Genomic DNA, 21,528 nt, shown 5'->3' with positions numbered 1-21,528 from the left:
ATTAATGTGATAGAAAAATATCACTCATGAAGGATTGCGTTGCAGATTCCGTGGGAGTACAATTTTTTTGTGATGCACATCACATTATAAACTTCAGATATGAGCACAAAATGAAAACCATTAACAAAATCATCGCAATGTTCGCTAACTTCAGCAACTAATGCTGAGTAACACCTGCAATCATCGTGAATAAACGGCTGCCTGATGCAGCCGTTTTACTTTCTAAATCAGACCCGCCAGCCCGAATTCCATAACATCGTTAACGCTTCTGGCCCTTTCGAAAACAATACGTCTTCTGCTCCCTGCCATGAAGCAAAGCGCGTAATTGCTCCGTGAATGTCCTGCGCACGCCGGGATGTCATCTTGACTTCAGGCTCGAGGTGCAGACTTTTCACCTCCAGAACCTTTTCCTTGCGGTGCATTTTGGCATCTATGCGCCCGACTAACTCGCCGCGCTGAAGGATCGGTAACGTGAAATACCCGTACTGACGCTTTGCTTCCGGCGTGTAGCATTCAATCCGGTAATCAAAATTAAAAAGAATCGAGACGCGCTTGCGATCCCACACAACCGGATCGAACGGTGAAAGCAGTGTCGTCACCGTTGAGCTGATTCGTGACTCACGCGCTTTTTGCAACAGGGGAAATTGTTGCTGGTGGACATAATAATTTCCCTCCAGCCCGCTGACTTCAACAGGCGTGATTTCTCCATTTTCCAGGAGTGTTTTAATCACTTTCCGGGTATCAACACGTTTAAGGCGATAATAATCTGTCAGCCATTCCGCTTTGAATATGCCCAGATACTGCGCCGAACGACACATCATTTGATATTCCGCCGCTTCCTGGCTAAGTGCCTGCGTCGCATCATCCCAGCCGGGCATGACGCGCTCTGCAAGATCGTACACGCGGTGAAAATTGCGCCGCTCGGACACCATCAGCTTTCCGGAAGTAAACAGCGTTTCCAGATGTTTTTTGTGCGGTTTCCAGTCCCACCAGCCGCTGTTTGATTTTTTCTCCGCACTGAAATCCGCAGAACGCACCGGACCTTTTTCTGCAATATGACTCAGCAGATCATGAATATCAGCGCGATGTTCATCAAACCAGTCCTGAGAAAATTTCCATCCCATGCCCTGCGGGTTCAGCATCTTGTGCCGCAATAACCCATAATCCTCGCGAGGGATAAAACAGGCTTCGTGCGCCCAGTATTCAAAAATTTCCCCCTCAGATAACGCATCTTCCAGCCATTGTGGGGAATAATTTCCGAGGCGGCTGAACAATACGAGGTAAGGGCTTCTGGCAACCACGCTGATCGTATCGATTTGCAGCAATCCCATATTCTGAATGGAATCGACAACATCACCGGCAGACGGTTTTCGGGTCAAAGGTTTAAGAAGATTTTGTGCAGATAAATGCAGGATGCGGGCCGAACTGAGAGATATAACCGGGTGAGACATATCGGTATCCGTGGCAGCGATAAACTGTGGATACCGATAACATATTTTTACCGGAGCGTAAAATTCAGCTCAACGGCGCATTACAAAAACCAGACTTAGAACGCGATAACATCAGCCGCTGAAGGACCATGTGCTACGCTGCGGTAAGTGGTGAACTCTACGCGCTGACCGGCACTCAGTGATTTATTACCGGTATTGGCAATGGAGGTACGCTGAACATAAATCTCAGAAGAACCATCCAGAGGGCAAATAAAACCGTAGCCTTTAGCCTGGTTGTACCATTTAACTAAACCCATTTTTAACATCATAATTTCTATCCTTTCTTTTGGGCATCCATGAACACACTTTTTTATTATTGTTCGGATGCGTTTGCCCATATCTAAGTTATTTTTTTATAAAAAACCTCTAATGAGCGAATTTGTTTAACGATTATTTTTACTGCGAACTTCTTTAAAACTAATTTCTTTTCGGGCACTAAAAACCCGCCGTTGGGCGGGTTTTACTCTGCTGATATGAAAGACAATTCAAGTTGTTTCATATCATCACGTTATTCTCTGATTACAGAGCGATAACGTTAGCAGCAGCCGGACCACGCGGGCTGTCCTGAATGGTGTATTCTACACGCTGGCCTTCAGCCAGAGTTTTGAAACCATCCGTTGCGATTGCGGAGAAATGTACAAAGACATCTTTGCCGCCATCAGCTTGCTCAATAAAACCAAAACCTTTGCTTTCATTGAACCACTTAACCTGACCCATTTTCTTAGACATATTTAAAACCTTTTAACTTTAACTCAATAAGATCCTGCCATTCGGCAATGTTGGCCAATAGTTCAGACAATTACTTATGGGAGGGACTTAGAAGGTTCGTCTTGGAAGCGGAATCATCGGGAAAGAGATAACGTCTGGGAGGAACTGCTTTACTCTACACTCATACATAAATAGCGCTGTAACACAGGCTGCAAGCATTTACTCATAACCTGCAAACAATAGCAAGTCACGGTACACAATAATTTTAAGGGGAAATAACATTTACGCAAATAAGTCTTTAAAATCAGTCGTATTAAAATTATAAATTTACGTAAATTTCGAATATTTGAAGTGGATTTCGAAGATTCAGCCAGATTAAAGATGGGTTTTCAAAATAAGATCAGCTATTTTTTGCAATAATTTCTCAGCCTGTAAACCCTGAATTTTTGCTTCGACGGGCAAATACCACCAGTCCGGCTGAGCAAAAGAGCGGCATTTTACGGCATCTTTTTCCGTCATCAGAAGCTGCTGACCGAGTTGTACCGAAGCGGAAATCTGTTCAGGGGAGTACGCCTGATGATCGGCGAAAGCAATTTCCTTTTGCAGATCGACACCCAGTTGTTTGAGTGTCGCAAAAAAGCGCGGCGGATGACCAATTCCGGCCATCGCCACCACATTCTTCAGCATCGCTGCATCGCGCTGTTCACCCGTCACCAGATTCACAGCTTTGCCCGGCTGTAAAACCATAGACAGCTCACCGGCAAGCGCGGTGCCACCGTTGGTAATCACCGCATCAACAGAACGCAGACGCGCCTGACGTTCGCGCATCGGTCCGGCAGGCAACCAGTGGCCGTTGCCAAAGCGCCTTACACCATCAACTACCACAATTTCAACATCACGCTGAAGCGCGTAATGCTGAAGGCCATCATCCGTGATAATGACGTCCAGCTCATGCGCGGCCAGCAATGCTTTAACGGCATCAGAACGAACCGGGGACACCGCAACGGGCGCTCCGGTTCTCTGGAAGATCAATACGGGCTCATCACCCGCCTGAGCAGCCTTTGTATCTGCTGTTAATACCAGCGGATAGCTTTCGGCCTTACCGCCGTAACCGCGAGAAACTACGCCCACGCGCAAACCATGCTGCTGTAGCGTTTCGACCAGCCAGATAACCACCGGCGTTTTACCATTGCCCCCGGCAGTGAGGTTACCCACTACCACGACGGGCACAGGCGCCCGCCAGCTTTTTTTAAGCCCTGATTTATAGCTGTAACGGATTAAATTCGAGATTAACCCGTACAGCCAGGACAAAGGCAACAGCAACAGATAGAGCGGTGATTTACCTGACCAGATACGCTCAATCATTGGCCAAACTGCATCCGGTAAAGCTGCGAATAAACACCGCGTTCTTCCAGCAATGCGGTGTGTGAGCCGCGTTCCACAATACAACCATCTTCAATCACCAGAATCTCATCGGCTTTTTCGATGGTCGACAGACGGTGTGCAATCACCAGAGAGGTACGGTTTTTCTGCAATTCATCCAGAGCAGCCTGAATTGCACGTTCTGACTCGGTATCCAGCGCAGAAGTCGCTTCATCGAGGATCAGAATCGGCGAATCACGTAACAAAGCACGCGCAATCGCGATGCGCTGGCGCTGACCACCAGAAAGCAGGACACCATTCTCGCCAATCACCGTGTCCAGACCTTTATCCATCTTACCGATGAAATCCATCGCATAAGCCATTGTTGCGGCTTTCTCGATTTCTTCACGGGAATACAGATCAGTGCGGGCATACGCGATGTTGTTGGCAATCGTGTCGTTAAACAAATGAACATTCTGCGATACGAGTGCAACCTGATCGCGCAATGATGACAGGGTATACTCACGCAGGTCATGACCGTCCATCAGGATTTTACCTTCCTGGATGTCATAGAAACGTGTCAGCAGGTTGGCAATCGTCGATTTACCGGACCCGGAACGCCCCACCAGCGCAACAGTTTTACCTTCTGGCAGAGCGAAAGAAATATCGCGCAGCGCAGGGACATCGCGGCCAGGGTATGTGAAGGTGACATTCTTGAATTCAACTTCGCCTTTAACGCGCTTAACTTCCAGTTTACCTTCGTCTTTTTCCTGCTCCATATCCAGAATAGAGAACAGCGTCTGGCAAGCTGCCATACCGCGCTGGAACTGGGAGTTGACGTTCGTCAGGGACTTCAGCGGGCGCATCAGCGCAATCATCGAGGAGAAGACCACGGTTATAGTACCGGCGCTGAGTGTTTCCATCACAGACGGGAAGCTTGCCGCATACAGCACGAAAGCCAGTGCCAGAGAGGCGATCAGCTGAATAATCGGGTCAGAAATCGATGAAGCAGAAACCATACGCATACCTTGCTGACGCATACGGTTACTGACTTTATCAAAACGCTCAGTTTCAACTTTCTGGCCACCAAAGATCAGAACTTCTTTGTGCCCTTTCAGCATCTGCTCTGCGCTGGTCGTCACTTGTCCCATCGTATTTTGCATCGATTTACTGATGTTACGGAAACGTTTAGACACTACGCGGATAACAACTGAAACGATCGGAGCTATGACCAGCAAGATCACCGAAAGCTGCCAGCTGTAGTAAAACATCATGATAAACAGGCCAATGATTGAGGCCCCTTCGCGCACCACGGTGACCAGAGCGCTGGAAGACGATGAAGCCACCTGCTCAGAGTCATAGGTAATACGGGAAAGCAAGGTGCCAGTGGATTGCTGGTCAAAGAATGCGACCGGCATTCTCATCATGTGACCAAACAGGCGGCGGCGCATATGCATAACCACTTTGCCCGATACCCAGGAAATGCAGTAGCTCGAAATGTACCCGCTCACGCCGCGAACAATCATCAGACCGATAACGACCAGTGGCATCCAGAGTAAAATTGAGCGGTCTGCTTTTCCGAATCCGTCATCTAAAAGCGGTTTCAGCAAAGACAGCATGAAGGTATCACTGGCGGCGTTGGCTACCAGCGCAATAGCCGCAGCAATCAGCCCGGCTTTAAAAGGTGTGATCATCGGCCATAGGCGACGGAATGTCTGCCACGTGGAGAGATCTTTATCGTTCATCATGCAATATCAACCAGCATCGAAAGAAATAGCGGCCTATTCTACTCATTATCTACTGATACTCCAAACCGCCGGTGGTACCAACGTGGGTTTAATTGCTCACGTAAGCCTTTAATTGTCCAATAATCACCATAAATGAACAGGCTCAGTTGACCGGAATCCGAAGTGGAGTGCCAGTCATAGCGGGCCTTGTTGTATCTGCTAACAACTTTATGCGCAGGCAGATGCCATTTATTGAAACGTGCGGCCGATGCCAGTGCCAATTCCGGCGAAACAGCGCGCAAAAAAGGCGGTGAAGACGACGTATTACTGCCGTGATGAGGAACCTGAAGCACGGTAGAGTGCAACTCACCCCGCCATTTCCTGATCAAGGCCTTTTCCGTACCGGCTTCAATATCACCGGTCAGCAGAAAGCTGAATGAGCCATCATCAATGCGGATGACGCAACTGTCATCATTTCGGGCATCAGCAACTTTTGCCTCCGGCCATAAAACGTTGAAATTCAGCCCCTGCCATTGCCAGTGTTCACCGGCCACACACGCCAGATGTCCCTCTGACATGGAACTCTCCCGTAAACTTGCCTGAGGATATCGCGATTGCAGAAATGGCAGGCCACCACGATGATCCATATCGTTGTGACTGATAATTATCTGTTCTAATTCGATATTGCGCCAATTTAAAAACGGTAAAATATTCTGTTCAGCCGCTGACCCACCTTCCCATTTATTCCCCGTATCATAGAGAATGCCTTTCCCATTCCGGCTGATGAGTACCGATAAACCATGCCCGACATCCAGCATATCAACACGCCAGCGCTCAGCGGGGATCCGCGCGTACCAAACTACTGATAGCATGCAAAACGAGACCAGTATTGAAAACCATTGTTTCACGTGCCCTATACGGCAAAAAATAATAGCCAGCCAGCCCAACAGACTAATAAAAAGACAGTTTTCCCCGAGCGCAAACCAGCTGCCAGTGAAAGGTCTTACGCCCCACATTGCCAGACTCAATGTGTAATCTGCGCCTTGCCAGAGTAAAGTCTGGACCTCCGTCAGCAAGCCGGCCGGGAAGATGTTCAGAAGAAGGACGACCAGAACACAGGGAACCGTGAGTAGTGATACCACCGGTACAGCCCACATATTTGCCAGGAATGAGGCGACATTGATCCCATGGAAAATGCTTGTTTGCAGGGGCAACAAAAGCAGGGTCACTCCGGCCTGTAAATGCCCCCAACGAATGACACACCAGTACCAGTGCTTCTGAAACTTCGCTGGTAACGGCATCCATTGATACCAGAAAACCAGAGAAGCGACGGCAAAACACGACAACCAAAAACTGTCCGACAATAAATTCATCGGATCCGTTATCAGCAAAAGCGCCACGCCCCATAACCAGACCTGCCAGGGATGGCAGCGAACCCGAAAGTAACGCAGCAGGATCCATAATGAAAATGCCATCGCTGTCCGCAGAGCAGGCGCATTACAACCCGCAAGCCACGTGTAAATCAGCAGGAAAATCTCACTGATTACCAGCGGAAAACGATAATCGATTAATCTGACAGGCATAAACCACTGACAGATCCGCGCCAGCCACCCACCAAACAATGCGGCAATCCCGATGTGCAGGCCGGAAATGGCAACCAGATGCGCAATCCCGGTACGCTGTAACACCAACATTTCTGGTTTTTGAATCAGCCCTTTCTCACCAAATGCCAATGCAATCAGCACCGGCGCATTCGTAAGTTCTGGCATCTTTTGCATGACACGTTGGATAAATTGCTGACGCCAGCCAGCCTCCGTATCCAGAGGCTCTCCGCTGTAGATTGTGCCGGTCAGCGGCGCATGTTGCGACAACGCCCAGCGCTGTGCATCAAAGCCACCTTCATTGAGCAGGCTATGAACCGGACGCAGGCTGACAAGCATTTTCCATCGTTGCCCGGCCAACAGAGTCACGCGCCCCCCTTCCCATTTAGCCCGGAATAAGACGGGAGGAAAAACGCGTTTACCATCCTCTCTTTCTATCTTAAAGAAGACGGAAGCCCCTTTCGTTCCGAGATTCACCGTTTGCACCTCGGTAATCACTTCACGCTTAACGCCCTGAAGGGATGAAATCTGTTGCAGCTGAATTTGCCCCTGATACGCAGCCCAACAGAAACTCAGTAATGTGATGGCAATCAGTCTGAACAGTTTTCGTTCACTCACGAACAGCAGACAAACTATCAGAAATAAGGAAAAAAGCTGGGCAGCCGTGGGAATTATAGCGAGAAAAATCAACGGCACCATGCCGGTGATAATGGCAACTGCGACCTCATCCATTGAGATTTTGATGTTTTTACCCTCAGCGTTAAACGGCCTTAAAGTGAGATCAACGTCCGGGGTGGAGTATGGTTTTTGAGCGGAAAAGGGACAAGTATCAGAAGAAATCGATGCGAGGCATTACGCAAATAATCAGCAGAATTGAGAAAACGAAAACAGTCTTCAGGTCGAAAATTGCAAAAAAAAACGGCACCTTAAAGGTACCGTTTTGCATTCGCTATAGGCAGTCATTTATGTTTCAGGAATAAACCTTAGCCATAAATGTTCGCGCGATCACGCAACTCTTTACCTGGCTTAAAGTGAGGAACGTACTTGCCGTCCAGCTCAACTTTATCGCCCGTTTTAGGGTTACGCCCCACACGCGGAGCACGGTAGTGAAGAGAAAAACTGCCAAACCCACGGATTTCGATGCGTTCACCATCAGCCAAGGTTGCAGCCATATGCTCAAGCATCTCTTTCACTGCATCCTCAACAGCTTTCGCCGGGATATGAGAGTGCTGGCCAGCAAGTCTTTCAATAAGTTCAGACTTGGTCATAGTACCTCCAAGCTTTGCAGCTAAACTACCGTTTCGGGGCGACAGAGCCGCCCCCCGTCATTACTCGCCTTTTGCCGCTTTGAATGCTTCAGCCATAGCGTTAGAGAAGTTGCTTTCTTCTGCTGGTTTGTTGTTAACAACAGCGATTGCATCTTTCTCGTCTGCTTCGTCCTTAGCACGGACGGACAGGCTTACTACACGGTTCTTACGGTCAACACCGGTGAATTTAGCTTCAACTTCATCACCAACGCTCAGAACCAGAGTTGCATCTTCAATACGGTCGCGAGAAGCTTCTGAAGCGCGCAGGTAACCTTCTACGCCGCCAGCTAATTCAACTGTAGCACCTTTGGCGTCAACTGCTGTGACTTTACCAGTAACAATAGTACCTTTCTTGTTAACAGACAGGTAGTTATTGAATGGATCTTCAGCCAGTTGTTTTACGCCCAGGGAGATGCGTTCACGTTCTGCGTCAACTTGCAGGACCACAGCTGCGATTTCGTCGCCTTTCTTATATTCACGAACTGCTTCTTCGCCTGCAACGTTCCAGGAGATGTCAGACAGGTGAACCAGGCCGTCGATGCCGCCGTCCAGACCAATGAAGATACCGAAGTCAGTGATTGACTTGATTTTACCTTCAACACGGTCGTTCTTGTTGTGGGTTTCTGCAAATTGCTGCCATGGGTTGTTTTTGCATTGTTTCAGGCCCAGGGAGATACGACGACGTTCTTCGTCGATATCCAGAACCATAACTTCAACAACATCGCCCACGTTAACAACTTTAGATGGGTGGATGTTTTTGTTAGTCCAATCCATTTCAGAAACGTGAACCAGACCTTCAACGCCTTCTTCGATTTCTACGAAGCAGCCGTAATCAGTCAGGTTGGTAACGCGACCAGTCAGTTTAGTACCTTCTGGGTAACGTTTAGCGATAGCGACCCAAGGATCTTCGCCCAGTTGTTTCAGACCCAGTGACACACGGGTACGTTCACGGTCAAATTTAAGAACTTTAACAGTGATTTCATCGCCAACATTGACGATTTCGCTTGGGTGTTTAACACGTTTCCAAGCCATGTCAGTGATGTGCAGCAGGCCGTCAACGCCACCCAGATCAACGAATGCACCGTAGTCAGTGAGGTTCTTAACGATACCTTTAACTTCCATGCCTTCCTGCAGGTTTTCCAGCAGCTGATCGCGCTCTGCGCTGTTCTCAGACTCAATTACTGCACGACGGGAAACAACAACGTTGTTGCGTTTCTGGTCCAGTTTGATGACTTTGAACTCAAGATCTTTGCCTTCGAGATGCAGCGTGTCGCGAACAGGACGAACGTCTACCAGTGAACCTGGCAGGAACGCACGAATACCGTTCAGCTCAACGGTGAAGCCGCCTTTAACTTTACCGTTGATAACACCGGTAACAGTTGCAGATTCTTCGTAAGCTTTTTCCAGCGTGATCCAAGCTTCATGACGTTTAGCTTTTTCACGGGACAGCAGAGTTTCACCGAAGCCGTCTTCAACAGCGTCCAGCGCAACATCAACTTCGTCGCCAACCTGGATTTCCAGTTCGCCCTGTGCGTTTTTGAATTGTTCTGCCGGGATTGCAGACTCAGATTTCAGACCGGCGTCAACCAGTACGATATCTTTGTCGATAGACACAACAACACCACGAACGATGGAACCAGGACGGGTTTCGATTGTTTTTAAGGATTCTTCAAAGAGTTGAGCAAAAGATTCAGTCATGTTGATAATCTTTAGGTTCTTAAGTTTAACGTCCATCTGGCTTCCTGCTGGATGGGGTTGTTTCAAATGCCCCGCTACAGATCCTTGCGGCGAGGTTAAAAAAAACTATAGCCAAAACTGGCACTGAATATTCTTCAGCACCAGATTACGGCTCGATTACCGGGTTTGTTTTTGCGGCAATCCTAGAATTTCTGTGGCATAAGCCAGTGCTTTTTCGATGACTTCCTCGATAGACATGCTGGTTGAATCCAGCAATAACGCATCGGGAGCAGCCACTAAGGGCGCGATAGGCCTGTTACGATCACGGTCATCTCGTTCTTTGATCTCGGCTAAAAGCCGTTCAAAGTTAACACTAAAGCCTTTTTCCTGCAACTGTAGCATTCTTCTGTTTGCACGTTCCTCTGAACTCGCGTCCAGAAAGATCTTCACAGGCGCGTCAGGGAAAACCACGGTGCCCATATCACGACCGTCGGCAATCAGGCCCGGCGTTTCACGGAATGCACGCTGACGACGCAACAATGCTTCACGAACACGGGGGAAAGCCGCAGCCTGTGAGGCCGTATTCCCGACCGTCTCGGTGCGGATTTCATTGCTGACATCCTCACCTTCTAAAATCACTTGTAACTGCCCATCCTGAGCGACAAAACGAACGTCGAGATGTGCGGCCAGCGGAACTAACGCCTCTTCTGAGACAATATCAACCTGGTGATGTAAAGCCGCCAGCGCTAAAACGCGGTAAATGGCGCCGGAATCCAGTAAGTGCCAGTTAAAGGCTTCGGCCAAAGCTTTACACAAAGTACCTTTACCTGCACCACTTGGCCCATCAACGGTGATTACCGGGGCTAAAGCCGTCATTTTTGTCTCCTTTCGGTGGGGAATACCCGCTTCATTAGCCTCAGACGACTAATTCAGGAGCGACATTATACGCTGCCTTTGTGGCAACTGTTACCCCGCATTTTTCAGTTGCCTAAAAAGCGGACGTTTCTGACACCTTCAAAGCAAAAAGCGGACATCAAAGATGTCCGCCGTCTTCACACATACCGGAAGAGTTTAAGCCAGAGTGCTGATCGCAGCCAGTTGATCAAAATAGTCCGGGAAGGTTTTCGCCGTACATTTTGGATCAAGGATGGTCACTGGCGTATCCGACAGCGCCACCAGCGAGAAACACATCGCCATACGGTGGTCGTTATACGTACCGATTTCTGCGAATTTAAGTGCTTTTGGCGGCTCAACGCGGATGTAGTCCTCGCCCTCTTCAACTGTCGCGCCGGCTTTACGCAACTCGGTGGCCATTGCTGCCAGACGGTCGGTTTCTTTAACGCGCCAGTTATAAATGTTACGCAGCGTGGTCGGGCCTTCTGCAAACAGCGCCGCCGTGGCGATAGTCATAGCCGCATCCGGGATATGGTTCATGTCCATATCGATGCCTTTCAGCTCACCGCGAGTACATTCAATATAATCGTCAGCCCAGTGAATGGTCGCACCCATTTTTTCCAGCACGTCAGCAAAACGAATATCGCCCTGCATGCTGTTTTTACCGATGCCGGTCACACGCACAGTGCCGCCTTTGATGGCTGCCGCCGCGAGGAAATAAGATGCGGATGACGCATCACCTTCCACCAGATAAGCGCCCGGTGAAACGTATTGCTGCTTCCCTTTGATATGGAACTGTTGATATTGGTTGTTCTCAACTTCAATACCAAAGGTTTTCATCAGGTTAAGGGTGATGTCTATATACGGCTTAGACACCAGATCACCTTTAATCTGAATCGTGGTGTCGTTTTCAGCCAGCGGTGCGGTCATTAACAACGCCGTCAGGAACTGGCTCGAGACGCTGCCATCCACGCTGACATCGCCGCCGCGGAAACCACCGCGCAGGCGCAGAGGCGGATAATTTTCCTGCTCGAGATAATCAATCTGTGCGCCGCCCTGACGCAGGGCATCAACCAGATGGCCAATCGGACGTTCTTTCATCCGCGGTTCACCCGTCAGCACAACATTCTGTTCACCCAGACACAGTGCCGCCGCCAGCGGGCGCATGGCCGTTCCGGCATTACCAAGAAACAGTTCAGTCCCTTTAGCATTGGAAAAAGCGTGGCCCAGCCCGTCAATTTCGCACTCTGTGCGGGACGCCGATAAACGATGCGTAACACCGAGTTCAGTTAGCGCATTCAGCATGTGACGCACATCGTCACTGTCTAGCAGGTTAGTCAGGCGGGTAGTGCCCTGTGCAAAAGCAGCCAGTAGAAGTGCACGGTTAGAAACACTTTTTGAGCCGGGTAAGTTGATGCTGCCGTTAACCAATGCAACGGGTTGTAATGTCAGGGATTCCACTCTTTCTCCAATTCTTCATTTCATAAAATGACCCCGGACAGCGAACCGGGGTCATTTTTAAGGCTTCTTACTAAAGCATTGTACCGGCCCGAAAGCCAGCGCGCTTAGCCATGGCGTTTTTCGAATTCCGCCATAAAGTCGGTCAGCGCTTTGACACCTTCAATCGGCATTGCATTATAAATGGATGCACGCATCCCACCGGCTACGCGGTGGCCTTTCAACGCATGCAGGCCGGCTTCCTGCGCCTGATCCAGGAACAATTTATCCAGTGACGCATCGGCCATCTGGAACGGAACGTTCATCCACGAACGGTTCGCGGCCGCAACCGGGTTACGGTAGAAACCGGTGCGATCGATGGAACCGTACAGCAGTTCAGCTTTGGCCTGATTGCGTTTTTCCATTTCGCGCAGACCGCCCTGTTCTTTCAGCCATTTAAAGACCATGCCTGACAGATACCAGGCGAAGGTTGGCGGGGTATTGAACATGGAATCGTTCTCAGCCAGCACGGTGTAATCGAGGATAGATGGCAGCTCAGAGCGTGCTTTACCTAATAAATCTTCGCGTACGATGACCAGCGTCAGGCCAGCCGGGCCGATATTTTTCTGCGCGCCGGCATAAATTACGCCAAAGCGGCTGACATCAATAGGACGCGAAAGGATGCAGGATGAGTAGTCAGCAACAACGATTTTATCCCCGAAATCAGGCATTTCATCGATAGCAATACCGTCAATGGTTTCGTTCGGGCAGTAATGAACGTAAGCAGAATCCGCATTCAGCTTCCACTCGCTCATTGGCAGAATGCCGCGTTTGCCATCAAAGGTCGTGGTGACGTCAATGACGTTAGGTGTGCAGTATTTTTGCGCTTCTTTAACGGCGCTGTGTGCCCAGTAGCCGCCATCGATATAATCAGCAGACGCTTTATCGCCCAGCAGATTCATCGGCACTGCGGCGAATTGCGCACGCGCGCCACCGTGGCAGAACAGCACTTTGTAGTTCGGGGGAATATTCAGCAGGTCACGAATATCCTTTTCGGATTCTTCAGCTACCTGGATAAACTCCTTACTACGGTGACTTATTTCCATCACCGAGGTACCCAGTCCGTGCCAGTTGCACAATTCCTGTTCTGCACGACGCAATACTTCAGCCGGGATCATTGCCGGACCTGCACTAAAATTATAAACCTGAGTCATTTCCCCTCACCACTTCTCTTAAGACAGCCACAAAGTAACAACTAATTTACCGGTTTTATCATCCCAGACAAGCAGTCTGCAACGGTTATTCATCACGACCTGATAAACAGCGATGAGAGGCTGAACGCAAGGTTCTTTCTTCCTTTTAATACTGATTTTGCGGGATTATGTTTGCATGAACAGAGAACGCACAAATCGTGACTTTTCCCTGGCATCGCGGCGGCGCTTACACCCGTTTTACCTACAAGCCTTTGAGTTCACAACACGATTACATTGTTAACACGAATACATGGAGGTAATGCGCAAAACCCCGTATCATTGCGCGTTTTTAGCACGCTCAAAAGTGAACTCAATGACGCAAACTTTTATTCCTGGTAAAGACGCGGCGCTGGAAGATTCCATTTCCCGCTTCCAACAAAAACTCACCGATCTCGGCTTTAATATCGAAGAAGCTTCTTGGCTGAATCCGGTTCCCCACGTCTGGTCAGTGCACATTCGCGACCGCGACTGCCCGCTGTGCTTCACCAACGGTAAAGGCGCCAGCAAAAAAGCCGCTCTGGCTTCTGCTTTAGGTGAGTATTTTGAGCGTCTGTCGACCAACTATTTCTTCGCCGACTTCTATCTGGGCAAAGAAATTGCCAACAGCGACTTCGTGCATTATCCAAACGAGAAATGGTTCCCGCTGCCGGAAGATAACCTTCTGCCTGAAGGTATTCTGGATGAGCGTCTGCACGCATTTTACGATGCAGATAAAGAACTGGTCGCCAGCGATCTGATTGATCTGCAATCCGGCAACCCGGATCGCGGGATTTGCGCATTGCCGTTCACCCGTCAGTCTGACCTGGAAACCGTATATATTCCGATGAACATCATCGGTAACCTGTATGTGTCTAACGGCATGTCTGCCGGGAATACCGCGAACGAAGCCCGCGTTCAGGGTCTGTCTGAAGTCTTCGAGCGCTATGTCAAAAACCGTATCATCGCGGAATCTATCAGCCTGCCAGAGATCCCTGCTGACGTACTGGCGCGCTATCCGGGTGTGGTTGAAGCCATCGCCAAACTCGAAGAAGAAGGTTTCCCTATCCTGTCTTACGATGCCTCGCTGGGCGGCAACTATCCGGTCATTTGCGTGGTGTTGTTCAACCCGGCAAACGGGACTTGTTTCGCTTCCTTCGGCGCACACCCGGACTTCGGAGTTGCACTGGAGCGCACGGTCACTGAATTACTGCAAGGCCGCAGCCTGAAAGATCTGGACGTCTTCACCGCCCCGACCTTCGATGACGAAGAAGTGGCTGAACATGCCAATCTGGAAACTCACTTCATCGATTCCAGCGGTCTGATTTCGTGGGATATGTTTAAACAGGATGCCGACTATCCGTTCGCAGACTGGAGTTTCAGCGGCACGACGGAAGAAGAGTTCGCCACGTTGATGGCAATCTTTGATAAAGAAGACGCTGAAGTTTACATTGCGGATTACGAGCATCTTGACGTGTACGCCTGCCGCATCATCGTTCCGGGTATGTCTGACATTTATCCGGCTGAAGATTTGCTGCTGGCCAACAACAGCATGGGCGCTCATTTGCGCGATCAGTTGCTGGCTCTGCCCGACAGCGATCTGCCAAAAGAAGCTTATCTGGAAATGATCACACAACTGGATGATGAAGGTCTGGATGACTTTACCCGCGTTCGTGAACTTCTGGGCATCGCCAGCGGCAAAGACAACGGCTGGTACACCCTGCGCGTTGGCGAGCTGAAATCTATGCTGGCACTGGCGGGCGGCGATTTGGATCAGGCGCTGACCTGGGCTGAATGGGCGCATGAATTCAACGCGTCGGTTTACAGCGATGAGCGCAACAACTATTACCGTTGTCTGCAAACACTTCTTCAGCTGTCCCTGGAAGAAGATCGTGATCCGGCTCAGTACTACACGGCATTCGTGAAAATGTACGGTCAGAAAGCAGTTGATGATGCTTCAGCAGCCATCAGCGGCGAAGAACGTTTCCACGGTCTGTTTGCCGTAGACGCTGACCTCAAAGCATTGCCTGCTCATCAGGCTCTGCTGGGCGCTTACGAAAAACTCCAGGTTGCAAAACGCCGCTACTGGTCAAAAATCTGATTTTCCGGCGTTTAAAAAATCGACGAACCGGTGGAATTTTCTGCCGGTTTTTTTATTTCACTTCGTAATGGCTTTGGGGGTTTATTTACCGCCAAATGTTTGACTCAGCCAAAAAAATGACGTGTAATTCGCCGCGAAATAAAGGACGGATGTCATTTTTCTGACATAAGTCACACGGACTTTTTAATAAGTTACTCATCTGTAAAAAGCACAAAGTAAAATTGACGACAACCATTAACAATAGCTTATTTTCATTTACGCATAAATAAAAATAAATTTAGCATCCATCAACTTTATTTGTAAAAATTAAAATGTTTTTATTCGTTTATTATCATTGAGTTAATCAAAAAACCACCCCTTCAGTAGTACATCAGAAAGCACCAAAAACCGCCTCGTATGATCCACGTCAATTTTTACGTTATACTGCTTTGCTAGTATCTCGTTGCGCAGTGCATAGCCCTGAATAAGAGAGTTAATGTGAAAGCTGACAACCCCTTCGATCTAATATTACCCGCCGCTACAGCGAAAGTTGCTGAAGATGCCGGCGTTTATAAAGCCACCAAACAGCCGTTAAAAACATTCTTTTTAGCCATTACTGCTGGCGTCTTTATTTCTATCGCCTTTGCTTTTTATATCACTGCCACCACAGGCACCGGCACCGTTCCTTACGGCCTCGCAAAACTCGTTGGGGGCATCTGCTTCTCACTGGGTTTGATGCTGGTCGTCGTTTGCGGCGCTGACCTGTTTACTTCCACTGTGCTTATCGTGATTGCGAAAGCCAGCGGGCGTATCACCTGGGGGCAATTGGCCCGTAACTGGGTCAATGTCTATATTGGTAACCTTATCGGCTGTCTGTTCTTTGTCGCACTGATTTGGTTCTCAGGTGAGTATATGGTCGATAATGGTTTGTGGGGACTGAACGTTCTGCAAACTGCTGACCATAAAATGCATCACACGTTTATTGAAGCCGTTTGTCTGGGGATTCTGGCTAACCTGATGGTTTGCCTGGCGGTATGGATGAGTTACTCCGGCCGCAGTCTGATGGACAAAATGTTCGCAATGATCCTCCCCGTCGGCATGTTCGTCGCCAGCGGTTTCGAGCACAGCATTGCCAACATGTTCATGATCCCTTTAGGCATCGTAGTGAAGAACTTTGCGACACCAGAATTCTGGCAGGCTGTCGGCGCAACTCCGGCACAATTCGCAGAACTGAACATCACTAACTTTATCATCGACAATCTCATTCCTGTGACCATCGGTAACATCATCGGGGGCGGTTTGCTGGTAGGGTTAACGTATTGGGTCATATATCTTCGCGATGAGAAGCACCACTGATACAACGTGGCACTCTTGTTACGACAGTTTTACACGCGATTTTTAAGAAATCCAAATTAGAAGGTAGGTGCAAAATGTCCAAGCTCAATGAAAAATTGACCAACGCATGGGAAGGTTTTAGTGCTGGTGAATGGCAGAACGGCGTAAACGTCCGCGACTTCATTCAGAAAAACTACACACCGTATGAAGGTGATGAATCCTTCCTGGCTGGCGCGACTCAAGCGACAACCACCCTGTGGGATAAAGTAATGGAAGGTATCAAACTGGAGAACCGCACTAAGGCTCCTGTTGATTTTGATACTGACGTTGCGGCTACCATCACTTCTCATGACGCTGGCTACATCAATAAATCTCTGGAAACTATCGTTGGTCTGCAAACTGACGCGCCATTGAAACGTGCTCTGATCCCATTCGGCGGCATTAAAATGGTTGAAGGTTCATGTAAAGTTTATGGCCGTGAACTGGATCCAGCGCTGAAAAAAGTTTTCACCGACTACCGTAAAACTCATAACCAGGGTGTTTTCGACGTTTACACCAAAGACATTCTGAACTGCCGTAAATCTGGCGTTCTGACCGGTCTGCCAGATGCCTATGGCCGTGGCCGTATCATCGGTGACTACCGTCGCGTTGCGCTGTACGGTATTGATTTCCTGATGGCTGATAAATACGCACAATTCCAGTCTCTGCAAAATGATCTGGAAAACGGCGTGAATCTGGAAATGACCATCCAGCTGCGTGAAGAAATTTCTGAACAACACCGTGCTCTGGGTCAGATTAAAGAAATGGCTGCCAAATACGGTTGCGACATTTCTGGTCCTGCTACCAACGCACAAGAAGCTGTTCAATGGACTTACTTCGGCTACCTGGCTGCGGTGAAATCTCAGAACGGTGCTGCAATGTCCTTCGGCCGCGTATCTACCTTCCTTGACGTGTTCATCGATCGTGATATCAAAGCAGGCAAACTGAACGAAGAACAAGCTCAGGAACTGATTGACCACCTGGTTATGAAACTGCGTATGGTTCGTTTCCTGCGTACACCTGAGTATGATGAACTGTTCTCCGGTGACCCAATCTGGGCGACTGAATCCCTGGCAGGTATGGGTGTTGATGGTCGTACTCTGGTAACCAAAAACAGCTTCCGCTTCCTGAATACCCTGTACACCATGGGGCCTTCACCAGAGCCGAACATGACTATCCTGTGGTCTGAAAAGCTGCCAATGAACTTCAAAAAGTACGCAGCAAAAGTGTCTATCGATACCTCATCTGTACAGTATGAGAACGATGACCTGATGCGTCCTGACTTCAACAACGATGACTACGCTATCGCTTGTTGTGTGAGCCCAATGGTTGTGGGTAAACAGATGCAGTTCTTCGGTGCTCGTGCAAACTTGGCGAAAACCATGCTGTATGCAATCAACGGCGGCGTTGATGAAAAAATGAAAATCCAGGTTGGCCCTAAAGAAGCGCCAATGATGGATGAAGTGCTGGACTATGACAAAGTTATGGACCGCATGGATCACTTCATGGACTGGCTGGCTAAACAGTACGTCACAGCACTGAACATCATTCACTACATGCACGACAAATACAGCTACGAAGCTGCGTTGATGGCGCTGCATGACCGTGATGTTTATCGCACAATGGCATGTGGTATCGCAGGTCTGTCAGTTGCTGCTGACTCCCTGTCTGCTATCAAATATGCAAAAGTTAGCACCATCCGTGACGAAGACGGCCTGGCTGTAGACTTCAAAATTGAAGGCGAATATCCACAGTTCGGTAACAACGATTCTCGCGTAGATGACATCGCTTGTGACCTGGTAGAACGTTTCATGAAGAAAATTCAGAAACTGCGTACCTACCGTGGCGCTGTAGCAACTCAGTCTGTTCTGACCATCACCTCTAACGTGGTTTATGGTAAGAAAACAGGTAACACCCCAGACGGTCGTCGTGCTGGTGCTCCATTCGGTCCAGGCGCTAACCCAATGCACGGTCGTGACCAGAAAGGTGCTGTTGCCTCTCTGACTTCTGTTGCTAAACTGCCGTTTGCTTACGCAAAAGATGGTATTTCTTATACCTTCTCTATCGTTCCAAATGCGCTGGGTAAAGATGATGATGTTCGTAAAGCGAACCTCGCGGGCCTGATGGATGGTTACTTCCACCACGAAGCGTCCATCGAAGGTGGTCAACACCTGAACGTGAACGTCATGAACCGCGAAATGCTGTTAGACGCGATGGAACATCCTGAAAACTATCCTCAGCTGACCATCCGTGTATCTGGTTATGCTGTACGTTTCAACTCACTGACTAAAGAACAGCAACAAGACGTTATTACCCGTACTTTCACCAAGTCCCTGTAATAATCTGCTGATACTTTAGCGTGATATAAAAAGGCTCCACAACGTGGAGCCTTTGTTTCATCCTCCCTGCCCGCACTGTCTTCGAGACAGTCTGTTTTGCCAGAGCGCTATACGTTGTGGACCTCTGGCAAAGCAGTACCGCCATTGCTGACAATCAACCTTATTGATTGTCTGGTATCATAAACATGTGGTTTCCAGTTTATCTCTGCCAGGCCAGCATCCGCACATTTAGACTGCTATTCATTGGTCAATATGGAGAATAACCCGCAATGTCAGTTCAAGGTCGCATCCACTCATATGAATCCTGTGGCACCGTTGACGGCCCAGGTATCCGTTTCATTGTATTTTTCCAGGGTTGCCTGATGCGTTGCATGTATTGCCACAATCGCGATACCTGGGACACACATGGCGGGAAAGAGATCAATGTCGATGACTTAATGAAAGAAGTGGTGACCTATCGCCACTTTATGAATGCCTCTGGCGGCGGCGTAACGGCTTCTGGTGGCGAAGCAATCCTTCAGGCTGAATTCGTGCGTGACTGGTTCCGCGCATGTCAGAAAGAAGGCATTAACACCTGTCTGGACACCAACGGTTTTGTCCGCCGTTATGATCCGGTGATCGACGAATTACTGGATGTCTCAGATCTGGTAATGCTCGATCTGAAACAGATGAACGACGATATCCACCAGAATCTGGTCGGCGTCTCTAACCACCGTACCCTGGATTTTGCCCGCTATCTGGCTAAACGTAATCAGCGTACCTGGATCCGTTATGTTGTTGTGCCGGGCTGGTCGGATGATGATGATTCCGCGCACAAACTCGGTGAGTTCACCAAAGATATGACGAACATCGAGAAGATTGAACTGTTGCCATATCATGAACTGGGCAAACACAAATGGACTGCGATGGGTGAGAAATATGGTCTGGATGGCGTGAACCCACCGACCAAAGAAATTATGGAACGCGTGAAAAATATTCTTGCCAGCTACGGACACAAAGTCATTTATTAATGAGCTGCTTGTTTCCTGTAAAATTGTTGCCCATAAAAAAGACGCCTTCAGGCGTCTTTTTTGTGTTGAAGGCATTCATTCTGAAAGGTTCAGATCAGGCCGTTGCCACCGGATTATGATGATGGTCGGCTTTGCGCATCAGCATCACCAGATAAACCAGTGAAACTACAGCAATCATCACAAACAACAACCGGTCAGAATAACTCTGCATCAGTATCGCGGTCATCGTCGGGCCCGCCAGGCTGCCGATGGTGTAACTCATCAGTAATGCCTGATTCATCGCGACCAGCTCTTCAGAATTGACTTTCTCGCAAGCCCATGACATCGCAACCGGATACAACGTGAAACCCGCGCATCCGAGAATGAACAACGTCGGCGCCATCGCATAACCGCTCAGCATGGCGATACTGCCGAGGATCACGGCGAAAATCTGGATACGCAGTACCATCAGACGCCCGTACCGATCGGCCAGACGCCCCACCGGCCATTGCCCGATAATCCCGGCGCTGACCAGAAGCGCCATCCAGTATCCGACATCCGCATCGCTCATCCCCTGATGCGCAAGGAATAGCGGCATCAGGCCATACAAGGAACCCAGCACAATGCCGGAAATGATGCAGCCGTTGATCCCGAGACGGGCGTTGCGGCGTCTGAACATCGGCATCACCGCATGCCGAGGTTGGTCGCTGTCCTGATTCTCAATATGTGTCATCAAGATCGGCAGAATGGCAATAACGATTAGCGCGGTAACCCACGGCAACACGCTCAGCAACGCCGTTGGAACCGTGCCGACCAGCAGCTGCCCGACCACGGTACCGATGTAATACATGATCATATAGGCCGCCAGCAGCTGACCACGGTTCTTCACCGTACCGCTGCGCAGCAAGGCACTTTCCACGACAACCCAGATCAGCGCGCAGCCAACACCGGCAACAAAGCGTGCAGTAACCCAGCTCCAGAAGTCCATGGAAAGCGCCAGACCCGCAGTTGCGACAGCAAACATGATGCAGGAAAGATAATAGCTGCGGTTAAAACCAATACGTTTGATCAGGCTGCCAGCAATCAGCGTACCCAGCAAATTGCCGGTGAAATACGATGAACTGACAAGCCCGACCTGCCAGGTTGGCAGTTGTTCGTGACTGAGCCACAACGGCACCAGCGTGTTTAAAGCGGCGATAGAAATCGTCAGCAGGAGAAGTCCGCACAACAGCAGAGAGACGGGACGGGAATAGGCGGACATAGGTTGTTGACGACCACAAAATCGGGGAAATTGCGCGCATCATGCCACCGGCC

The 21,528-nt window shown here is 49.3% G+C and carries 16 protein-coding genes; 4 read left to right on the top strand and 12 right to left on the bottom strand.

Going from position 1 to position 21,528, the window contains the following annotated elements:
• Positions 1-227 precede the first annotated feature (227 nt).
• From IV433_RS01055 to serC, 11 genes are all read right to left on the bottom strand, one after another.
• Complete coding sequence (locus IV433_RS01055) at positions 228-1,451, bottom strand: winged helix-turn-helix domain-containing protein (protein ID WP_195812792.1); 1,224 nt, start codon at positions 1,449-1,451, stop codon at positions 228-230.
• A 95-nt stretch (positions 1,452-1,546) separates the two neighbouring features.
• On the bottom strand, positions 1,547-1,759 hold the full coding sequence (locus IV433_RS01050; RefSeq protein WP_104921458.1) for a cold-shock protein: 213 nt from the start codon (positions 1,757-1,759) through the stop codon (positions 1,547-1,549).
• Positions 1,760-2,009: 250 nt separating this feature from the next.
• On the bottom strand, positions 2,010-2,219 hold the full coding sequence (cspE, locus tag IV433_RS01045) for a transcription antiterminator/RNA stability regulator CspE (RefSeq protein WP_104921457.1): 210 nt from the start codon (positions 2,217-2,219) through the stop codon (positions 2,010-2,012).
• Between the two features lie 354 nt (positions 2,220-2,573).
• Positions 2,574-3,563, bottom strand: a complete 990-nt coding sequence (gene lpxK / locus IV433_RS01040) for a tetraacyldisaccharide 4'-kinase (protein WP_195812793.1) — start codon at positions 3,561-3,563, stop codon at positions 2,574-2,576.
• Complete coding sequence (msbA, locus tag IV433_RS01035) at positions 3,560-5,308, bottom strand: lipid A ABC transporter ATP-binding protein/permease MsbA (protein ID WP_195812794.1); 1,749 nt, start codon at positions 5,306-5,308, stop codon at positions 3,560-3,562. Before msbA ends, lpxK begins: the two co-directional genes overlap by 4 nt.
• Before the next feature lie 38 nt (positions 5,309-5,346).
• Entirely contained in the window at positions 5,347-7,620 is a 2,274-nt protein-coding gene (locus tag IV433_RS01030; protein ID WP_195812795.1) for a DNA internalization-related competence protein ComEC/Rec2, read from the bottom strand.
• A 251-nt stretch (positions 7,621-7,871) separates the two neighbouring features.
• Entirely contained in the window at positions 7,872-8,156 is a 285-nt protein-coding gene (gene ihfB, locus IV433_RS01025; protein ID WP_013574835.1) for an integration host factor subunit beta, read from the bottom strand.
• A 60-nt stretch (positions 8,157-8,216) separates the two neighbouring features.
• Positions 8,217-9,893 carry a 30S ribosomal protein S1 gene (gene rpsA, locus IV433_RS01020; RefSeq protein WP_101076455.1) on the bottom strand — a complete coding sequence of 559 codons (1,677 nt, stop codon included), beginning with the start codon at positions 9,891-9,893 and terminating at the stop codon, positions 8,217-8,219.
• A gap of 156 nt (positions 9,894-10,049) precedes the next feature.
• Entirely contained in the window at positions 10,050-10,748 is a 699-nt protein-coding gene (gene cmk / locus IV433_RS01015) for a (d)CMP kinase (RefSeq protein ID WP_195812796.1), read from the bottom strand.
• A 195-nt stretch (positions 10,749-10,943) separates the two neighbouring features.
• Entirely contained in the window at positions 10,944-12,227 is a 1,284-nt protein-coding gene (gene aroA / locus IV433_RS01010) for a 3-phosphoshikimate 1-carboxyvinyltransferase (protein WP_195812797.1), read from the bottom strand.
• A gap of 104 nt (positions 12,228-12,331) precedes the next feature.
• Complete coding sequence (gene serC / locus IV433_RS01005) at positions 12,332-13,417, bottom strand: 3-phosphoserine/phosphohydroxythreonine transaminase (RefSeq protein WP_195812798.1); 1,086 nt, start codon at positions 13,415-13,417, stop codon at positions 12,332-12,334.
• Positions 13,418-13,769: 352 nt separating this feature from the next.
• On the opposite strand from serC, the gene ycaO reads away from it, so the two are divergent.
• From ycaO to pflA, 4 genes are all read left to right on the top strand, one after another.
• Positions 13,770-15,533, top strand: coding sequence for a 30S ribosomal protein S12 methylthiotransferase accessory factor YcaO (gene ycaO, locus IV433_RS01000; RefSeq protein ID WP_195812799.1), 1,764 nt, complete (start codon positions 13,770-13,772; stop codon positions 15,531-15,533).
• 477 nt (positions 15,534-16,010) lie between these two features.
• On the top strand, positions 16,011-16,868 hold the full coding sequence (gene focA, locus IV433_RS00995; RefSeq protein ID WP_095922616.1) for a formate transporter FocA: 858 nt from the start codon (positions 16,011-16,013) through the stop codon (positions 16,866-16,868).
• 74 nt (positions 16,869-16,942) lie between these two features.
• On the top strand, positions 16,943-19,225 hold the full coding sequence (gene pflB / locus IV433_RS00990; protein WP_195812800.1) for a formate C-acetyltransferase: 2,283 nt from the start codon (positions 16,943-16,945) through the stop codon (positions 19,223-19,225).
• 269 nt (positions 19,226-19,494) lie between these two features.
• On the top strand, positions 19,495-20,235 hold the full coding sequence (gene pflA, locus IV433_RS00985; RefSeq protein WP_015689580.1) for a pyruvate formate lyase 1-activating protein: 741 nt from the start codon (positions 19,495-19,497) through the stop codon (positions 20,233-20,235).
• Positions 20,236-20,329: 94 nt separating this feature from the next.
• Here pflA and IV433_RS00980 read toward each other — a convergent pair whose 3' ends face one another.
• Positions 20,330-21,475, bottom strand: coding sequence for an MFS transporter (locus IV433_RS00980; protein WP_195812801.1), 1,146 nt, complete (start codon positions 21,473-21,475; stop codon positions 20,330-20,332).
• Positions 21,476-21,528: the final 53 nt, after the last annotated feature.

The sequence above is a fragment of the Rahnella laticis genome (genome assembly GCF_015644585.1).
GTDB classification, from domain to species: domain Bacteria; phylum Pseudomonadota; class Gammaproteobacteria; order Enterobacterales; family Enterobacteriaceae; genus Rahnella; species Rahnella laticis.
This window is presented reverse-complemented; position numbering and strand designations above follow the sequence as displayed.